14 protein-coding genes and 1 pseudogene are annotated in these 18,166 nt (G+C 65.5%); 8 read left to right on the top strand and 7 right to left on the bottom strand.

The window, feature by feature from the left end:
- Positions 1-287 precede the first annotated feature (287 nt).
- On the bottom strand, positions 288-1,490 hold the full coding sequence (locus tag BLV07_RS44785) for an acetate/propionate family kinase (RefSeq protein WP_091899010.1): 1,203 nt from the start codon (positions 1,488-1,490) through the stop codon (positions 288-290).
- Positions 1,491-1,494: 4 nt separating this feature from the next.
- A complete protein-coding gene (locus BLV07_RS44780; RefSeq protein WP_176946181.1) occupies positions 1,495-3,909 on the bottom strand; it encodes a phosphoketolase family protein in 2,415 nt (804 codons plus the stop codon).
- 210 nt (positions 3,910-4,119) lie between these two features.
- Here BLV07_RS44780 and BLV07_RS44775 point away from each other — a divergent pair, with 210 nt between their 5' ends.
- The 4 genes from BLV07_RS44775 to BLV07_RS44760 all read left to right on the top strand — a co-directional run bounded on the left by BLV07_RS44775 (position 4,120) and on the right by BLV07_RS44760 (position 8,449).
- Positions 4,120-5,295, top strand: coding sequence for a PA0069 family radical SAM protein (locus BLV07_RS44775; RefSeq protein WP_091899008.1), 1,176 nt, complete (start codon positions 4,120-4,122; stop codon positions 5,293-5,295).
- 24 nt (positions 5,296-5,319) lie between these two features.
- Complete coding sequence (locus BLV07_RS44770) at positions 5,320-5,775, top strand: VOC family protein (RefSeq protein WP_091899007.1); 456 nt, start codon at positions 5,320-5,322, stop codon at positions 5,773-5,775.
- 75 nt (positions 5,776-5,850) lie between these two features.
- On the top strand, positions 5,851-6,762 hold the full coding sequence (gene rnhB / locus BLV07_RS44765; RefSeq protein ID WP_091899011.1) for a ribonuclease HII: 912 nt from the start codon (positions 5,851-5,853) through the stop codon (positions 6,760-6,762).
- A gap of 178 nt (positions 6,763-6,940) precedes the next feature.
- Complete coding sequence (locus BLV07_RS44760; protein WP_091899006.1) at positions 6,941-8,449, top strand: glycosyltransferase family 39 protein; 1,509 nt, start codon at positions 6,941-6,943, stop codon at positions 8,447-8,449.
- Positions 8,450-8,578: 129 nt separating this feature from the next.
- On the opposite strand, the gene BLV07_RS44755 is transcribed toward BLV07_RS44760, so the two are convergent.
- Complete coding sequence (locus tag BLV07_RS44755) at positions 8,579-9,388, bottom strand: uracil-DNA glycosylase (RefSeq protein WP_091899005.1); 810 nt, start codon at positions 9,386-9,388, stop codon at positions 8,579-8,581.
- Between the two features lie 135 nt (positions 9,389-9,523).
- Between BLV07_RS44755 and BLV07_RS44750 the strand changes: the two genes are divergently transcribed.
- The 3 genes from BLV07_RS44750 (at position 9,524) to BLV07_RS44740 (ending at position 14,215) form a co-directional block, all read left to right on the top strand.
- The gene (locus BLV07_RS44750; protein WP_091899004.1) at positions 9,524-11,185 is read left to right on the top strand and encodes an electron transfer flavoprotein-ubiquinone oxidoreductase; all 1,662 of its coding nucleotides are present in this window, start codon (positions 9,524-9,526) and stop codon (positions 11,183-11,185) included.
- A gap of 325 nt (positions 11,186-11,510) precedes the next feature.
- Positions 11,511-13,307, top strand: a complete 1,797-nt coding sequence (locus tag BLV07_RS44745) for a tetratricopeptide repeat protein (RefSeq protein ID WP_091899003.1) — start codon at positions 11,511-11,513, stop codon at positions 13,305-13,307.
- A gap of 23 nt (positions 13,308-13,330) precedes the next feature.
- Positions 13,331-14,215 carry a 4-(cytidine 5'-diphospho)-2-C-methyl-D-erythritol kinase gene (locus BLV07_RS44740; protein ID WP_176946180.1) on the top strand — a complete coding sequence of 295 codons (885 nt, stop codon included), beginning with the start codon at positions 13,331-13,333 and terminating at the stop codon, positions 14,213-14,215.
- Between the two features lie 102 nt (positions 14,216-14,317).
- Here the strand turns inward: BLV07_RS44740 and BLV07_RS44735 are convergent, their stop codons facing one another.
- Genes BLV07_RS44735 through BLV07_RS44720 form a run of 4 tightly spaced genes read right to left on the bottom strand, consistent with a single transcriptional unit; the run spans position 14,318 to position 17,645 of the window.
- Entirely contained in the window at positions 14,318-15,196 is an 879-nt protein-coding gene (locus tag BLV07_RS44735) for an alpha/beta fold hydrolase (RefSeq protein WP_091899001.1), read from the bottom strand.
- A complete protein-coding gene (locus BLV07_RS44730) occupies positions 15,189-15,821 on the bottom strand; it encodes a LysE family translocator (protein WP_091899000.1) in 633 nt (210 codons plus the stop codon). Before BLV07_RS44730 ends, BLV07_RS44735 begins: the two co-directional genes overlap by 8 nt.
- Positions 15,822-15,865: 44 nt before the next feature.
- Positions 15,866-17,128, bottom strand: coding sequence for a beta-ketoacyl-ACP synthase II (gene fabF / locus BLV07_RS44725; protein WP_091898999.1), 1,263 nt, complete (start codon positions 17,126-17,128; stop codon positions 15,866-15,868).
- Between the two features lies 1 nt (position 17,129).
- Positions 17,130-17,645, bottom strand: a complete 516-nt coding sequence (locus tag BLV07_RS44720) for a winged helix-turn-helix transcriptional regulator (RefSeq protein ID WP_091898998.1) — start codon at positions 17,643-17,645, stop codon at positions 17,130-17,132.
- A 297-nt stretch (positions 17,646-17,942) separates the two neighbouring features.
- Here BLV07_RS44720 and BLV07_RS44715 point away from each other — a divergent pair.
- Positions 17,943-18,166, top strand: a pseudogene (locus BLV07_RS44715) (IS110 family transposase); the annotation flags it as partial.

The following is an 18,166-nucleotide window of genomic DNA, read 5'->3' as shown; positions in this document are numbered from 1 at the left end:
CCTAGTTGAGGGGCAACAGCCGCCGCGCTCGCGCTCCATGCCTATCGGAAGGGCACTAAAGGTGTGATGGCAAATGGTCTGGAAACCGGGATCGAAACACTCCGCATCGTCATCGCGCGTCACAGCGCGCCGCAATGATTGGAATTCGATCAGCGATCTCCATCAGGGCCCGCGGTCAATGGCCGCTTCTCGAGGCCGTATACATGACCGCTCCCCGATTCATTTGCTGAAGCACCAAAAAGCCCTTGCCGAGAGGGGGCCGTCCATACATGACGGATTGGCGGCCATCACGGGCTAATCGGATGAGCCTCTATTGTCTGCAGCACCGAGGCACAATGCCGCGCGATCGTCAGTTCCTCATTCGTTGGAATGACAAACACCTCAACAGCGCTATCGCCGCCGCTGATGCGCTCGCGCGCGGCATCATTTGCAGCGGCATCGATCCGCACGCCGAGCCAGGCGAGGCGTTCGCCGATCGCGCTGCGGATCTCCTTCGCATGCTCGCCGATGCCGCCGGTGAAGACCAGGCAGTTCAATCCTTCAAGCGTGGTCGCCATCATCGCGATCTCCTGCGCCGACCGGAAAACGAACAGATCGACCGCTTCGCGCGCGGCAGTCTCGCGGCTCGCGAGCAGCGTGCGCATGTCCGCGGAGATGCCGGAGACGCCGAGCAGCCCCGACTCGAGATACAGCAAATGCTGGATGTCCTCGACCGACATGTTCTGGTGCTGCTGCAGATAGAGCAGCAGGCCGGGATCGATCGTGCCGCAGCGCGTGCCCATCACGAGGCCGTCGAGCGGTGTCAGTCCCATCGTGGTGTCGACGCTGCGGCCATCGCGCAGCGCGCACAGGCTCGCCCCATTGCCGAGATGCGCGATGACGGTGCGCTTTGCGACGAGCTGCGGCGCGATTGCCGCGAGGCGCCCCGCGACGTATTCGAAGGAGAGGCCGTGAAACCCGTAGCGCCGGACGCCGCGCTCCTCATAGCGCCTCGGAATCGCGAAACGGCTCGCGGGCTGGGCCATGCTGTGATGAAAGGCGGTGTCGAAACAGGCGATCTGCGTCAGACCGGGGCGGATCGCCTGGATGGTGCGGACCGGCTCGAGGCAACGCGGCTGGTGAAGCGGAGCCAGCGGGGTCAGCGCCGCCAGCTTGGCATAGACGTCGTCCGTCAGTTCGACCGCGCCGGAGTAATCCGGACCGCCGTGGACGATGCGGTGACCGATGGCACGCAGGCGGTGCTCGCCAAAACGCTCGTCGATGAACGCCAGCACCTCGGCGAACAGATGACCACTGTCCGTATCGGATGCGTCCTTCCGCGCCTCGAACATTATCTCGCCCGCCGGGCTCTTCACCACGAGCCGGGGCGCTGCCTCGTGCTCGTCGAGCAAGCCGTTGCAGAGCAGGTCGGGGCCGGACGCCGGCAGCTCGAACAGGCCGAACTTGATGCTCGATGATCCCGAGTTGAGCACAAGGACAGTATCCGACATGGCTTCAGTCGCCGGCTTTGGCCGGTGTGTTGCCGCCGGCGCTGTTTGGCCAGACCCAATCGCGGACCTCAGGCATGTCCTCGCCATGCTCGCGGACATAGCGGGAGTGTTCGATCAGTTTGTCGCGGAACTGTTGCTTGACCTGCGCAGCCCTGGTCGCAAGCCCCGGGACGCGCTCGATCGCCTCGATCGCGAGATGGTAGCGGTCGAGCTCATTGAGCACGACCATGTCGAACGGCGTCGTCGTGGTGCCTTCCTCGGCGAATCCGCGCACATGCATGCCGGCATGGTTGGTGCGGTTATAGGTCAGCCGGTGAATGAGATAAGGATAGCCGTGGTAGGCAAAGATGACCGGCTTGTCCGATGTGAACAGGCTGTCGAAATCGCGGTCGGACAGGCCGTGCGGATGCTGCTCCTTCGGTTGCAGCGTCATGAGGTCGACGACGTTGACGACGCGGATCTTCAGGTCAGGCAGCGCCTTGTGCAAGAGGTCGACGGCGGCGAGCGTCTCCAGTGTCGGCACGTCGCCGGCGCAGGCCATCACCACGTCGGGCTCTGCGTTTGTGTCCTCCGTGCCGGCCCAGGTCCAGATGCCGATCCCGGCATCGCAATGCGTGGCCGCCTCCTGCATCGACAGCCATTGCGGCGCCGGCTGCTTGCCGGCGACGATCACGTTGATGCGGTTGTAGGTGCGCAGGCAATGATCGGCGATCCACAGCAGCGTGTTGGTATCAGGCGGGAAGTAGATCCGGACGATATCGGCCTTTTTGTTGGCGACGAGATCGACGAAACCAGGGTCCTGATGGCTGAAGCCGTTATGGTCCTGGCGCCAGACATGCGAGGTCAGGAGATAGTTCAGCGAGGCGATCGGGCGCCGCCAGGGCAGATCGCGCGTCACCTTCAGCCATTTGGCGTGCTGGTTGAACATGGAATCGACGATGTGGATGAAGGCCTCATAGCAGGAGAACAAGCCGTGCCTGCCGGTGAGCAGATAGCCTTCGAGCCAGCCCTGGCAGAGATGCTCGCTCAGGACCTCCATCACGCGGCCGTCCTGCGCGAGATGTACGTCGTAAGGTTCGGTTGGTTCCATCCAGACGCGTTCGGTGGCCTCGAACACCGCATCGAGCCGGTTTGATGCCGTCTCGTCCGGGCCCATGATGCGGAAGTTGCGCACCTCGGCATTGAGGCGGACGACGTCGCGTAGGAATTTGCCGAGCTCGCGTGTGGCTTCCGCCACGCCGCCGCCGGGCTGCGGCACATCGACCGCGAAGCCGCGGAAATCCGGCAGCTTCAGCTCCTTCTTCAACAGACCGCCATTGGCATGCGGATTGGCGCCCATCCGCCGCTGGCCTTCGGGCGCCAGCGCCTGAAGCTCGGGAATGAACGCGCCGCCGGCGTCGAACAACTTGTCCGGCTCATAGCTGCGCATCCAGTCCTCGAGCAGCTTCAGATGCGCCGGGTTCTCGCGGCAGCTCGCAACGGGGACCTGATGCGCGCGCCAAAAACCTTCGACCTTCTTGCCGTCGACCTCCTTCGGGCCGGTCCAGCCCTTGGGGCTGCGCAGCACGATCATCGGCCAGCGCGGTCGCTCGACGTTTCTGCGCCCGTCGCGCGCGTGCTGCTGGATCGAGCGGATGCTGGCGAGCGCGACGTCGAGCGCATCCGCCATGGCCTGGTGCATCAATTTGGGATCGTCGCCTTCGACGAACAGCGGCTCGTGGCCGAGCCCGCGGAAGAGATCGCGGATCTCGTCGTCCCGCATCCGCCCGAGCACGGTCGGGTTGGCGATCTTGTAGCCGTTGAGATGCAGGATCGGCAGCACCGCGCCGTCATGGGCAGGGTTGAGGAACTTGTTGGAGTGCCAGGACGCCGCGAGCGGGCCGGTTTCGGCCTCGCCGTCGCCGACGACGCAGGCGACGATGAGGTCGGGATTGTCGAATGCGGCGCCATAGGCGTGCACCAGCGCATAGCCGAGCTCGCCGCCCTCGTGGATCGAGCCCGGCGTTTCCGGCGCCGCATGGCTCGGAATGCCCCCGGGGAAGGAGAACTGCCTGAACAGCTTGCGCAATCCGTCCGCATCCCGGGCGATGTCGGGATAGACCTCGCTGTAGCTGCCTTCCAGGTAGGTGTTGGCGACCATGCCCGGGCCGCCATGGCCGGGGCCGCAGACGTAGATCACGTTGAGGTCAAGCGCACGGATGACGCGATTGAGATGGGCATAGATGAAGTTCAAACCGGGCGTCGTGCCCCAATGGCCGAGCAGGCGCGGCTTGATGTGCTCGGGCCGCAGCGGCTCGCGTAGCAGCGGATTGTCGAGGAGATAGATTTGCCCGACGGAGAGATAGTTGGCGGCACGCCAGTAGCGATCGAGGAGATCGAGTTCGCTGCTCGCCGCGCGCAATTGTCGTTGACTTGTCATGTTCTTGCCGACCTTCACCCAGCGATCGTCACCAACATTGTTCCGGCGCGATTGATCCCTTCGCCATGAAACGGGATCGCCGCGGCGCCGGTGTTGCGTGAGGTCAAGGGTAAGCGCCCGAAGTTTGGGCAGCGCTACTGTGCATGGGGCTGTTTTCGCGTTTTTTGTTCTTGTTCTTGATTTGTTCCGTTCAGATGCTATGTTGGCTTCATGAGTCGAGCATCTTCTCGTGCCCTCAAGCACCCGCCGGTCACGGCGCCCTCCGAGCCGGCGGGTGCGCCTTCTGAGTTTCCTGCCGATTTTCCCGAGCTTGGCGTCGCCATCGACCGTGCGCGCCGGCGAGGGCGGGGCGCCCAGTCCAATGCCAGCGGCCGCTATGAGGCCGAGGCGCGCGTCGCTTTCGACGATGGCTGGCAGAGCCTGGAGGAGCTGCCGCCGTTCAAGACCACGGTCGCCGTCGACACCTCGCGCAAAGTGATCACCCGCAACGACTCCCCCGACATCGGCTTCGACCGCTCGATCAATCCCTATCGCGGCTGCGAGCACGGCTGCGTCTATTGCTTCGCGCGGCCGACCCATGCGTATCTCGGCCTGTCGCCGGGGCTCGACTTCGAATCGAAGCTGTTCGTGAAGCCCGAGGCGCCGGCGCTGCTGGAGAAGGAGCTCGCAACAAGCGGCTACGAGCCGCGGATGATTGCGATCGGCACCAACACCGATCCCTATCAGCCGATCGAGCGCGAGCGAAAGATCATGCGCGGCATCCTCGAGGTGCTGGAGCGCACCGGGCATCCGGTCGGCATCGTCACCAAGTCGGCGCTGGTGGTGCGAGACATCGACATTCTCGCGCGGATGGCCAAGCGCAATCTCGCCAAGGTCGCGATCTCGGTGACGTCACTCGATCCGAAGCTCGCGCGCACCATGGAGCCGCGCGCCTCGACGCCGCCGAAGCGGCTGGAGGCGCTGAAGCAGCTCTCCGACGCCGGTATTCCCACCACCGTGATGGTCGCGCCCGTGATTCCCGCGCTGAACGATTCCGAGATCGAGCGCATCCTCGATGCCGCAGCCCATGCCGGCGTCAAGGAAGCCTCCTACGTGCTGCTGCGGCTGCCGCTCGAGGTGCGCGATCTGTTCCGCGAATGGCTGATGGCGAACTATCCGGACCGTTATCGCCACGTCTTCACGCTGATCCGCGACATGCGCGGCGGCCGTGACTACGATGCAAAATGGGGCGAGCGGATGAAAGGAACCGGCCCGATGGCCTGGACCATCGGCCGCCGCTTCGAGATCGCCTGTGACAGGCTCGGCCTCAACAAACGGCGCTCCAAGCTGACCACGGATCACTTCGCACGGCCGCAGCGGAACGGCGATCAGCTCAGCCTGTTCTGACCCGAGAAGTGGACGAGGCGTAGCATGAGCGAGGAACTTACCGTGCCGGTGCCGCGGCTGACCGTCATCACGCTCGGTGTCGGCGACATCCGCGCCAGCATCGCTTTCTACGACGCGCTCGGTTTCTCGCGCCGGCTGAAGGTGACCGGTGAGGCGGTCGCCTTCTATGATACCGGTGGTCCGGTGCTCGCCCTGTATCCCTGGGATCAGCTCGCTGCCGACGCGGCGTTGCCGGACAATCCGAGGCCGTCGACCTTTCGTGGGATGACGCTCGCCTGGAACTGCCGGACGCGCGCGGAGGTCGATGCGGTGCTGGCTTTCGCTGTCGACAAGGGCGCAGCGCTGCTGAAAGCGGCGCACGAGACCGATTACGGCGGCTATGCAGGCTATTTCACGGACCCGGACGGGCATCCGTGGGAGGTCGTGGTCGCGCCCGGCATCGATGTCGGCGACGACCGGCGGGTGCATCTGGGGGAGTAGAGGGCAACCTGAATAACGGGAATTATCTGGGGTTCCCAGTTGCGCTGGCGACGTCCCTTGCGCACGATCCCGGCCATGATTCGGGACAAGTCCGCGACGAAGCCAGCCAAAGACGCGCCAAAAAAGAACGGTGCGAAGAAGGCCGCGCCTGCCAAGGCCTCGGAAACCAAGACGCCGGAAGCCAAGCCGTCGCAAGCCAAGAAGTCGGAAACTAAGCCTTCGGAGGTTGAGGCTTTAGCCGGCAAGAGCGCCGGCCCGAAAGGCATCATCGCCGTAGCGCCGCCGAGCTTCCGTCGGGAGCGCGCGCTGATCAAGCGCGGCGTCTGGCCGGTCGCGGGCTGCGACGAGGCCGGCCGCGGCCCGCTGGCCGGCCCAGTGGTGGCGGCCGCGGTGATTCTCGATCCCGACCGCATTCCGCGTGGCATCGACGATTCCAAGCGGCTGACGGTAGAGGAGCGCGAAAAGCTGTTCGACAAGATCTGCGCCACCGCGCAGGTCTCGGTTGCCGTGGCTTCGCCCGCGCGGATCGACAGCGACAACATCCTGCGCGCCTCGCTGTGGGCACTGAAGCGTGCCGTGGTGGCGTTGCCCGAGACGCCGCGCCACGTCTTCGTCGACGGCCGCGACCGGCTCGATACGGAATGCGACTGCGAGGCCGTGATCGGCGGCGATGGCATCGTGCTGTCGATTGCGGCGGCATCCATCGTCGCCAAGGTCACGCGCGACCGGCTGATGTGCGCGCTGGCGCAAGACTGCCCCGGCTACGGCTTCGAGCAGCACAAGGGTTACGCCGTGCCCGAGCATCTCGACGCCCTCGACCGCCTCGGCCCCTCCATCCACCACCGCCGCTTCTTCGCCCCCGTCGCGGCCGCCCGCGCCAAGCATATGCCCTGGACCGTCGAGCCGGTGCAGGATCTGTTCTCCGTCACCGAGGTCGAGATGGAGGTGGAGGCGGGTGTCGAAGCCGGCGCCTCCACAGGTCTCTAGGACTCCGTTTTTCGCTGCGGCCTCTTTGCCTCTCCCCGCGTGCGGGGAGAGGGGGGCAGAGACACTGTCGGGGAGAGGCAGCAGACCGAAGTTGCCACGACGCGCCGCGCCCTTTATCAAAACAGATGTGAGCGAATAGGGCCGGCTGGACGGGTTGGCTGCATCTTTCGGACCTTGCATGCGGTTTACCTCCCTGGTCATCGAGCTCATTCGCGCCCGGCCGCGGCTGATCGTGTGGATCGCGGTGTTGCTTCAGGCGGCGATGTGGCTGTTCGTGGCGCTGGTGTTCTACCGCAGCCCGCCCGGCACCCTTGCGACGCTGCTGGCTTTCGGCCGCGAGTACCAGGTCGGCACCGATCTCGGCCCTCCCTTGCCGATCTGGCTAGCCGACATTGCCTATCGCGCCGCCGGCGGTCACATGTTCGGCGTCTACGTGCTCGCCCAGCTCTGCGAGATCGCGACCTTCATCGCGCTCTTTCATCTGTCTCGCGCCGTGGTCGGCTCCCAGCAGGCTGTGCTCGCCGTGCTGCTGACCATGACCGTGCTGGCCTTCTCCTCGTCCGCGCTCGACTTCGGCCCGCTGGTGCTGGCGCGACCGCTTTGGGCGCTGCTGCTGCTGCACTCCTGGCAGATCATCGGCCAGCGCCGCGGCAATGCCTGGTTCGCTTGGTCGATCGAAGCCGGCCTGTTGTTGCTCACGACGCCCGCCGCGATCTTCCTCCTCCTGCTGATCGTCGTCTTCGCGATCTCGACCGCGCGCGGCCGCAGGACGCTGTGGGGGCTCGATCCGCTGTTTGCGCTGATCGTCGTTGCCGTGCTGGCGCTGCCCTACGCGGTCTGGCTGATGCGGGCCGAGACGTTGACCATGCCGGCCTTGCCGCAGGTTTCGGAGCTTAGCGCCCGCGCTCTGCACGCAGCCTGGCTGCTCGGCGGGCTCGTGCTTGGGGCGGCGGCGATTCCGGCGCTGACCTTCCTCAACACTGGGATGTTCGCCGACAAGGGCGAGGAAGCGCCGATCATCTATCGCCCGCCGGTCGAGCCGCTCGCGCGCAACTTCGTCTATTTCTTCGCGCTGGCGCCGCCGCTCGGCGCGGTGCTGATCTCCGGTCTGCTTGGGCTGGAATCCGCCGCCGGTGGCGCCGGTGTCGTGCTCGTCATGTCCGGGCTTGTCGTGGTGGTTGCCGCAGGGGATCTCATCGCGATGCGCCGCGCGCGGATGCTGCGCATGGTATGGGCCGCCGCCGTCGTGGCGCCGGCTGCGGGCGTCGCGCTCGCCGTCCTGGTCATGCCCTGGACCGGCACCGGCGAGATCGCGACCTCGATGCCGGCGCGCGCGATCTCCGATTTCTTCGACGAGAGCTTCGCCCGCCGCACCAGCCATCGCCTGCGCGCGGTCGCCGGCGAGACCCAGCTTGCGAGTCTGATCACGCTGCATTCCGGGCGGCCGCATCTCTTCATCGACGCCGACCCGGCGCGCACGCCGTGGATGAATCAGACCAAGTTCAGCGAGACCGGCGGCGTCGTGGTCTGGCGCGCCGCGGATACCGCCGGCACCCCGCCGCCGGAGATACTCAAGCGCTTCCCGGGGATTGTGCCGGAGGTCCCGCGCGCCTTCGAATGGCTGGTGAACGGCCGCCAGCAGCTTTTGCGCATCGGCTGGGCCATCGTGCGGCCGAAGGGGACGTGATGTCCTCGCGCGCTCTCTCCATCGTCATTGCGAGGAGCTCTTGCGACGAAGCAATCCAGACTGGTTCCGCGGAGGGATCCTGGATTGCTTCGCTGCGCTCGCAATGACGGGGAGGGAGCATTCCGCCCCTCACGTGCCCGCCAGCACCTTTGCGACCGCGCGCAGATCCTGCCAAGCCAACCGCTTGTAGGACGGTGAGCGGAGCAGGTACGCCGGGTGAAATGTCGGCAGCGCGCGGATGGTGCGCTGGCCGGTGTCGTAGTCGAACCAGCGGCCGCGGGTGCGCATGATGCCTTCGCGCGTCGACAGCAGCGTCTGCGTCGAGGGATTGCCGAGCGTCACCAGCACGTCCGGATTCACCAGCTCGATCTGGCGCTGGATGAAGGGCAGGCAGATTTGGGTCTCCTGCGGAGTCGGCGTGCGATTGCCGGGCGGCCGCCAGGGAATGACGTTGGCGATATAGGCGGTGGTGCGGTTGAGACCGATCGCGCCGATCATGAGGTCGAGCAGCTTGCCGCTGCGCCCGACGAAGGGCAGTCCCTCGATGTCCTCGTCGCGCCCGGGCGCCTCGCCGACGAACATGATGCGCGCCTTGGGATTGCCGTCGGCGAACACCAGCCGCGTCGCGGTATGCTTCAGCGCGCAGCCCTCAAAACTCTGCATCAGCTCGCGCAGCGCCTCCAGCGTCGGCGCGGTCCGCGCCGCCTCGCGTGCGGAAGCGATCGCGACGTCGGGCGCAGGGGCAGCCTCGCCGCGCAGGACCGTCGGCGCAGCGACCGGCCGCGATGGCTCGACCGGCGCTGCCACGCGCGCGGCTGGCGGCGGGGCATCTAATTCCGCCAGGCGGTCGATCGGTTCCTCCGCGAGCGTGCAGTCGACACCGACCTCCAGATAGAAGGCGAGAAGCTCACGGACGGTGGGTGCGGGTTCGGGGATCATGGGAAAGTTTGACTATTATATCACCTTGGGCGGCCTTGCATCCCGGCAGAACGCGATTCCGAGGTTGTCCTACCCGGAAAAATCGGAAACAAGAGGGCGCAATCGACCAAGGACCGTCTCAAGGGCTGAGATCAGATGAGCACCGAAGAACTTCCCCCGCGCGAATCCATGGAATTCGACGTCGTTATCGTCGGCGCCGGCCCCTCGGGCCTGTCGGCCGCGATCCGGCTGAAGCAGCTCAACGCCGATCTCAACGTGGTCGTGGTGGAGAAGGGCTCCGAGGTCGGCGCGCATATTCTCTCGGGCGCCGTGATCGATCCGGCCGGGCTCGACAAGCTGATCCCGGACTGGCGCGAGGATTCCGACTGCCCGCTGAAGACGCAGGTGAAGGACGACCGCTTCTACTGGATGACGGGCGCCGGCGCGATCAAGCTGCCGAACTTCATGATGCCGCCGCTGATGGACAATCATCACTGCTACATCGGCTCGCTCGGCAATGTCTGCCGCTGGCTGGCGCGCAAGGCCGAAGCGCTCGGCGTCGAGATCTATCCGGGCTTTGCGGCGGCCGAAGTGCTCTATGACGAGGAGGGCAAGGTCAAGGGCATCGCCACCGGCGACATGGGCATCGGCCGCGACGGCAAGCCGAAAGATTCCTTCACCCGCGGCATGGAATTGCTCGGCAAGTACACGCTGTTTGCCGAAGGCGCCCGCGGCAGCCTGACCAAGCAGCTCATCAACAAATTCGCGCTCGACGCCAAGGCCGAGCCGCCAAAGTTCGGCATCGGCCTCAAGGAGGTCTGGCAGATCGACCCCGCCAAGCACCAGAAGGGCTTGATCCAGCATTCCTTCGGCTGGCCGCTCGACATGAAGACCGGCGGCGGCTCGTTCCTCTATCACTATGACGACAATCTCGTCGCCGTCGGCTTCGTCGTGCATCTGAATTACGACGATCCCTATCTGTCGCCGTTCGACGAATTCCAGCGCTTCAAGACCCATCCCTCGATCCGCGGCACTTTCGAAGGCGCCAAGCGGCTCGCTTACGGCGCGCGCGCCATCACCGAGGGCGGATACCAGTCGGTGCCGAAGCTGAGCTTCCCCGGCGGCGCGCTGATCGGCTGCGCAGCCGGCTTCGTCAACGTGCCGCGCATCAAGGGCGTGCACAATGCAATGGGCACCGGCATGCTCGCCGCCGAGCACGTCGCAGCGGCGATCGCCGCCGAGCGCGCCAATGACGAGCTCGTCGAATACGAGAACGCCTGGCGCACTTCGTCGGTCGGCAAGGATTTGTTCCTGGTCCGCAACGTCAAGCCGCTGTGGTCGAAGTTCGGCACCGTGCTCGGCGTCGCGCTGGGCGGCTTTGACATGTGGTGCAATACGCTGTTCGGCGCGTCGCTGTTCGGCACGCAATCGCATCGCAAGCATGACCGCGCCACACTCGATCCGGCCAAGAGCCACGCGCCGAAGAACTACCCGAAGCCGGATGGCAAGATCACCTTCGACAAGCTGTCCTCGGTGTTTTTGTCCAACACCAATCACGAGGAGGACCAGCCGATCCATCTGAAGGTCACGGACATGAACCTCCAGAAGACCTCGGAGCACGACGTGTTCGCCGGTCCCTCGAACCGCTATTGCCCGGCCGGCGTCTACGAATGGATTGAGGAGGGTTCTGGCCCGCGCTTCCAGATCAACGCCCAGAATTGCGTTCACTGCAAAACCTGCGATGTGAAGGACCCCAACGGCAACATCACCTGGGTTCCCCCAGAGGGCGGTGGCGGCCCGAATTACGAGGCAATGTAAGCCGGGGAACATGCAGCCAGCGCCGATGGGACCAAGGTTACGCGCCCCCGGCAATGTGACGCACGTTCGCGTGAGAACCGGGCCGCGGGAGCAGCCCGCGGCCACGATAAGGCCATAGTAGCGGCGTCTTGGGGCGCTCTTGGCCGATTCATCTGACCGATTTGGGGCGTGCGGCGGGGATCGCCCGGTCCGAATCCTTGCGGCGAAGCGCCAAAAGCGGCATTGTCGGCCTGACGGTTCCGGGTCCCGATGCCACCGGCCGCGTTCGCATGCGATACGGCCTTCTGCTGCAGACCCAGGCACTACCAACTCAAGGCGAGCCCTGATGTTTTCAAATCGTTTCAACCGCTGGACTGCTGCCGCCATCGCCCTCATGGGCACCGCGTTCGTGGCGGTCCCCGGCGCGGTCCTGGCGCAGACGCCGGATCACCCGGAAAACACGGCGGCGCAGTTTCCGACCCGGAACGATCTGAAGTCGCTCACCGGCGCCGGCAGCTATCTCGCCGCCCGCCACGCCAGCGTCGAGCGCGACGCCTCCTCCGCCGCCGCGTTCTACCGCTCGGCCCTGCGCACCGATCCGAAGAACAACGAACTGCTCGACCGCGCCTTCATCTCCTCGGTCGCCGACGGCGACATCGACGAGGCCGTCAAGCTCGCCGAGCGCATCCTCACCATCGACAAGACCAACCGCGTCGCGCGGCTCGTCGTCGGCGTGCACGATCTCAAGCTGAAGAAGTACGCGACGGCGCAAACCAACATCAACCAATCGATCCGCGGTCCGATCACCGATCTCGTCGCCACGCTATTGTCGGGCTGGGCCGCCTATGGTGCGGGCGACGCCAAGGGCGGTGTCGCCACCATCGACAAGCTGGCCGGCCCGGAATGGTATCCGCTGTTCAAGGACCTCCATGCCGGCATGATCCTCGAGCTCTCCGGCAAGGAGAAGGACGCCGGCACCCGCTTCGAGCGCGCCTACAAGCTCGACGATTCCATGCTGCGCGTCACCGAGGCCTATGCGCGCTGGCTGTCGCGCAACAAGGACTCCGCCGCCGCGACCACCGTCTACCAGGCTTTCGACAAGAAGCTCGCCCGCCATCCGCTGATCGTGGAAGGCCTGCGCGAGACCAAGGCCGGCAAGAAGATGCCGCCGCTCGTCGATTCCGCGCAAGCCGGGGCCGCCGAAGCGCTCTACGGCATCGGTGCTACGCTGACCCGCCGCGGCGGCGAGGATCTGGCGCTGGTCTATCTCCAGCTCTCGCTCTACCTCCAGCCCAGCCATCCGCTGGCGCTGCTCTCGCTCGCCGATCTCTATGAATCGGTGAAGCGGCCGCAGATGGCGATCAAGGTCTATGAGCGCGTGCCCTCGTCCTCGCCGCTCAAGCGCAACGCGCAGATCCAGCTCGCCATTGACCTCGATTCCGCCGACCGCACCGACGAGGCGATCAAGATCCTCAAGGGCGTCACGTCGGAGGATTCCAAGGATCTCGAAGCCATCATGGCGCTCGGCAACATCGAGCGCGGCCGCAAGAAGTTCGGCGATTGCGGCGCGACCTATTCGCAAGGCATCGATGTGCTGCCGGCCGGCAACGACAAGGCCAACAGCGTCTGGTACTACTATCGCGGCATCTGCGAGGAGCGCTCCAAGCAGTGGGCCAAGGCCGAATCCGACATGAAGAAGGCTCTCGAACTTCAGCCCGATCAGCCGCACGTCCTCAACTATCTCGGCTATTCCTGGATCGACCAGGGCGTGAATCTCGACGAAGGCATGAAGATGATCAAGCGCGCCGTCGAGCAGCGTCCCGACGACGGCTACATCGTGGACTCCCTCGGCTGGGCCTATTACCGCATCGGCAATTACGAGGAGGCGGTGAAGAACCTCGAACGCGCGATCGATCTCAAGCCCGAGGATCCCACCATCAACGATCACCTCGGCGACGCCTACTGGCGCGTCGGCCGCACGCTGGAAGCCAAATTCCAGTGGTCGCATGCGCGCGATCTCAAGCCCGAGCCGGAAGAACTGCCGAAGATCGAGGCCAAGATCGCCAACGGCCTCTCCGAAGACAATTCGAACTCTTCGGCGGCGCAGGCCGAGAAGAAGAAGGACGACGGCAAGGGCGGCTGAGGATTGCTGGGGGCGTGTCGCCGATGTCGGCGTTGATTGAAGAGGGACGGGCGAAGGTCAATTTGAGCCTTCGTGTCGTCGGCCGTCGTGCCGACGGCTATCATGATCTCGAAAGCGTGGTTGCTTTTGCCGACTGCGCCGACCGGCTGACGCTGGAGCCGGGTGGCGAGCTGAAGCTCACCACCACCGGACCGCTGGCGGCAGCTTGCGGCGACACCGCCGACAATCTCGTGCTCAAGGCCGCCAAGCTTCTGGCCGAGGCTGTGCCCGGCCTGAAGCTGGGCGCCTTCGCGCTCGACAAGGTGCTCCCCGTTGCAGCCGGCATCGGCGGCGGCTCGGCGGATGCCGCGGCGGCGCTGCGGCTCTTGGCGCGTCTCAACGATGTGTCGCTCGATGATCCGCGCTTGCAGAGGGTCGCGCTTGCGACCGGCGCCGACGTGCCCGTGTGCCTCCTCTCGCGCGCCTGTGACATGACCGGGGTCGGCGAGCAGCTGCTGTCGCTCGCGTTGCCGAGCATGCCCTGCGTCATGGTCAATCCGCGCGTGCCAGTCGCGACCAAGGACGTGTTCAAGGCGCTGGGCCTGCGCTATGGCGAGCTCCTGGTCGGCGTCACCGACGTTATCCGCGCTCCGGCCTGGCCGGAGGAGGGTGCGTCGATCGCGGACTGGGTCGACGTTCTCGAAACCGTCCCCAACGACCTCGAAGCGCCCGCAATGCGTATCGAACCTGTCATTGGCGAGGTGCTGGAAGCCTTGCGCAATTCCGCCGGCGTTAAGCTCGCCCGTATGTCCGGCTCGGGGGCGACGTGCTTTGCGATCTATGGCGCGCCGGCTGATGCCCATGCTGCCGCCGAAAAGATCCGGCGCGATCACCCCGGCTGGTGGGTGCATGCGGGGACGTTGAGCTGAGTCTGATCGTCATTGCGAGCGCAGCGAAGCAATCCAGAGATCTCTCTGCGGTGACAGTCTGGATTGCTTCGCTGCGCTCGCAATGACGTGGATGTGGTTGAGCTAACTCGCGCCGTCCTCGTCGAGCCCGAGAAACCGCCGGATCGCACCCAACACCTCCCGCGGCTTGTCATGCTGCAGCCAGTGTCCCGCGCCGGCGATGGTCTCGATGCGCGCGTTCTGAAAATACCGCTCCAGGCCTGCTGCCTTTGCGCCCGCCAGAAAACTTTCGCCGGCGTTGAGCAGCAATGTCGGGCAGGCGATGCGTGACCACAGCGCGACGTGGTCGTCCGGCCAGAGCCGGTGCGGCGCGCTGGCGCGCTGGTAGGGATCGAACTTCCAGCTATAGGTGCCGTCCTCGTTCCGCCGCGCGCCATGCGTGGCGAGATGCAGCGCGAGGTCGCGGGCGAGGCGCTTGTTGTGCAGCATCATCTGCGCGGCTGCGGCCTCGAGGCTCGCATAGCGGCGCGGCGTGCGGTCATGCAGCTTGTCGAGCTGGGCGATCCATTTGCCGATGCGCTCATGCGCCGGCGGTTTTGGCGTATCCGGCAACATGGTCACGCCGTCGAGGACGACGAGTTTCGCGACCTGCTCGGGGAATGATCCTGAAAAAATCAGGCTGACCATGCCGCCCATCGAATGGCCGATGAGCGTCACCTGAGGCGCTGCGATGTTGCGGACAAGCTGGGCAAGATCGTACACATATTCCGTCGGCGCGTAGCTGCCGCCTCGGGTCCAATCGGAATCGCCGTGTCCGCGCAGGTCGGGCGCGAGCACGTGGAAATGCGGCCGCAACGATTCTGCGATGACGTCCCAGCTCCGGCCATGATCGCGGCCGCCATGGACCAGGATGGCGACGGGCGCGCCGTCATTGCCCCAATCGGCATAATGCAGCCGCAGCCCGTGCGATTCATAATAGCGGCTTTGCGGGGCGCTAGCCATTTGCCGGCCGCCGCGCCAGTGCGAGCGACAGGCCGAGGCCGGCGATGAAGACGCCTGAGCCTTGCGTAAGTCGCCGAATCAGATGCGGCCTTCCGATCAGCTGCATGCGCGTCGCTGATGCCATCAGCACCACCACCACATCGACGAGCGTGTTCAAGATCACCGAGATTGAACCGAGCACAATGAATTGCAGCGTGGGGTTCAATCCCGCGGGATCCAGGAATTGCGGAATGAAGGCGAGGAAGAACGCGGCGGTCTTCGGGTTCAGCGCCTCTACCAGCACGCCGTCGCGGAATGCGCGCCGGTCACCGACGGGTTCGCTCTCGAGCGACAGCGTCCGGCCGGCGCTGCGAAACGTCTTGATGCCGAGCCAGATCAGATAGACCGCGCCGACGAACTTCCCGGCGGCGAACAGTTCGGCGCTGGCCAGGATGATCGCGGAGATGCCGAGGCTGCCCGCCACCACATGAACCAGTCCGCCCAGCGCCGTGCCCGCGGTGGATGCAAAACCGCTGATGCGTCCCTCCGACAAGGTCCGTGCCGCGACATAGAAGATGCCGGGGCCGGGAACGGCGGCAATGAGACAAGCGGCGGCCAGGAACAGCCAGAAATTCGTCGTGATCATGCTGTTTTGGTAACGAAGCCTGACGCGATTGCAAGGCCCCTCGTTTAACCCATCCGGCGGAAGATCACGCTGGCATTGACCCCGCCAAAGCCGAAGCCGTTGGAGATGGCGCTCTGCATCGGCATCGGCCGCGCTGCGCCGGAGACGATGTCGATGCCATCAGCGCCAGGATCCGGGTTGTCGAGATTGAGTGTCGGCGGCGCGATCTGGTCGCGCAAAGCGAGCACCGTGAAGATCGCCTCGAGACCGCCGGCGGCGCCGAGCAGATGGCCGGTGGCCGATTTGGTCGCGCTCACCGCGATGCCGCGGCTGCGGCCGAACAGCGCGCCGACTGCACCAAGCTCGCTCTCGTCGCCGGCCGGCGTCGAGGTCGCATGCGCGTTCAGGTGCTGCAAATCTGCGGGCGCAAGGTCCGCCTGCCGAAGCGCGATCTCCATGGCGCGGCGGGCGCCATCGCCATCGGGCGGACCCGACGTCATGTGATAGGCATCCGCCGTCGTGCCGTAGCCGACGATCTCCGCGATCGGCGCCGCGCCGCGCGCCAGCGCATGCTCCAGCGTCTCGATCACCAGGATGCCGGCGCCTTCGCCCATCACAAACCCGTCGCGGTCGCGATCGAACGGGCGCGAGGCGCGCGCGGGCTCGTCGTTGAAGCCGCTCGACAGTGCACGTGCTGCCGCAAAGCCACCGAGGCTGACGATATCGATACAGGCCTCCGCGCCGCCGCAGATCGCAACGTCGGCTTCGCCTGATCGGATCATGCGCGCGGCATCGCCGATCGCCTGCACGCCGGCGGCGCAGGCGGTGACCGGTGTCCCCAGCGCACCCTTGTAGCCGTATTTGATCGAGACGTGACCCGCGGCGAGATTGGCGAGGAACGAGGGGATCGTGAACGGCGAGAGCCGGCGGGCGCCGCGCTGCTCGGTGATGCGCACCGCCTCTGCCATCGCCGGAAAGCCGCCGACGCCGGAGGCGATGATCGTCGCTGTCCGTTCCTGCGCCGCTGCGTCTTGCGGCATCCATTTGGCTTGCGCCACCGCTTCTGCGGTGGCGAGCAGCGCGAACAGGATGAAACGATCCATCTTGCGCTGGTCTTTTGGCGCGGCCGCCTGTGCGGGATCGAAACCGCCTTCCGGATCATCGGCCTTCTCGGGCACGAGCCCTGCAATGCGCGCCGGCAGTGCCTGTGCCCATTCCGGCAGCCGGCGCAGCCCGCTTTGACCGGCGAGCAGCCGGCGCCAGGACAGTTCGACACCGCAGCCAAGCGGCGACACCGCGCCCATTCCGGTCACGACGATACGACGCATGTCAGTCTCCAGCCGGCGCGACGGCCGGGTTCATGGCCTTGAGCGAAGCGAGCCGCGCACGCATCCCGCGGCTGGCGCGGGGACCTGCGATGACGACTGCATTGGTGAGCGTGATCGGATGCATGTCGGCGGCGTCGACGACGACAGGATCGAGCGGGCGAACGTCGCTTCGACTCGCCAGCACGATGGATTCGCCCTTGGGCGCGAGATGCTTGTTGCCCCAGGCGAGCAGCGCCACGATCACGGGGAAGAAATCCCGCGCCTTATCCGTCAGCACATATTCGTAGCGCGGCGGCCGCTCATGATAGCGGCGGCGAACGAACATGCCGCTCTCGGTGAGATGGGCGAGCCGCCGCGACAGGATGTTCGGCGCGATGCCGAGGCTTTGCGAAAATTCGTCGAACTTCGTCGCGCCCTGAAACGCATCGCGCAGGATCAGGATGCTCCACCATTCGCCGACCGTCTCCACGGCTCGGCCAACCGGGCATTCCAGGATGGAGGGGGATTTGGGCTGCATGGCGGGAAGGGTAAGCGCGTAACTTGCAAAATGCAAGTGACTAGGTGAGTGCGCGTGGGGGCCGGTCAGGAAGCGGCGCGACCGCGGGGCTGTGGGGTGAGTTGAAATGCGAGTTGGCGCAAGATGGTCGTGCGCCACACTCCGTCATTGCGAGCGGAGCGAAGCAATCCAGACTATTTCCGCAGAGGGATTCTGGATTGCTTCGCTGCGCTCGCAATGATGGGATGGACGGCCCCCGAACGGCATCGGTGTGCCAGACTGGTGATGTTGAGTCGAACCAGACAAAGGGAGCCGTCCATGACGAAGATTAGCACGATTGGGGTTGATCTGGCGAAGAACGTTTTTCAAGTCCACGGGATTGACGCGTCGGGAGCTGTGGTGGTGAGGCGCCAGCTCAAGCGAGCCTCGGTCGAGAAGTTTTTCGCACAGTTGCCGCCGTGCCTGGTGGGCATGGAGGCTTGCGGCAGCGCTCATCATTGGGCGCGCGTGATCGGCCGGTATGGCCACGAGGTGCGGTTGAT

This window comes from Bradyrhizobium sp. Rc2d (assembly GCF_900099855.1).
In the GTDB taxonomy this organism is placed as follows: domain Bacteria; phylum Pseudomonadota; class Alphaproteobacteria; order Rhizobiales; family Xanthobacteraceae; genus Bradyrhizobium.
Note: the sequence above shows the minus strand (reverse complement) of the source record. Positions and strands in the feature narration are given on the sequence as shown.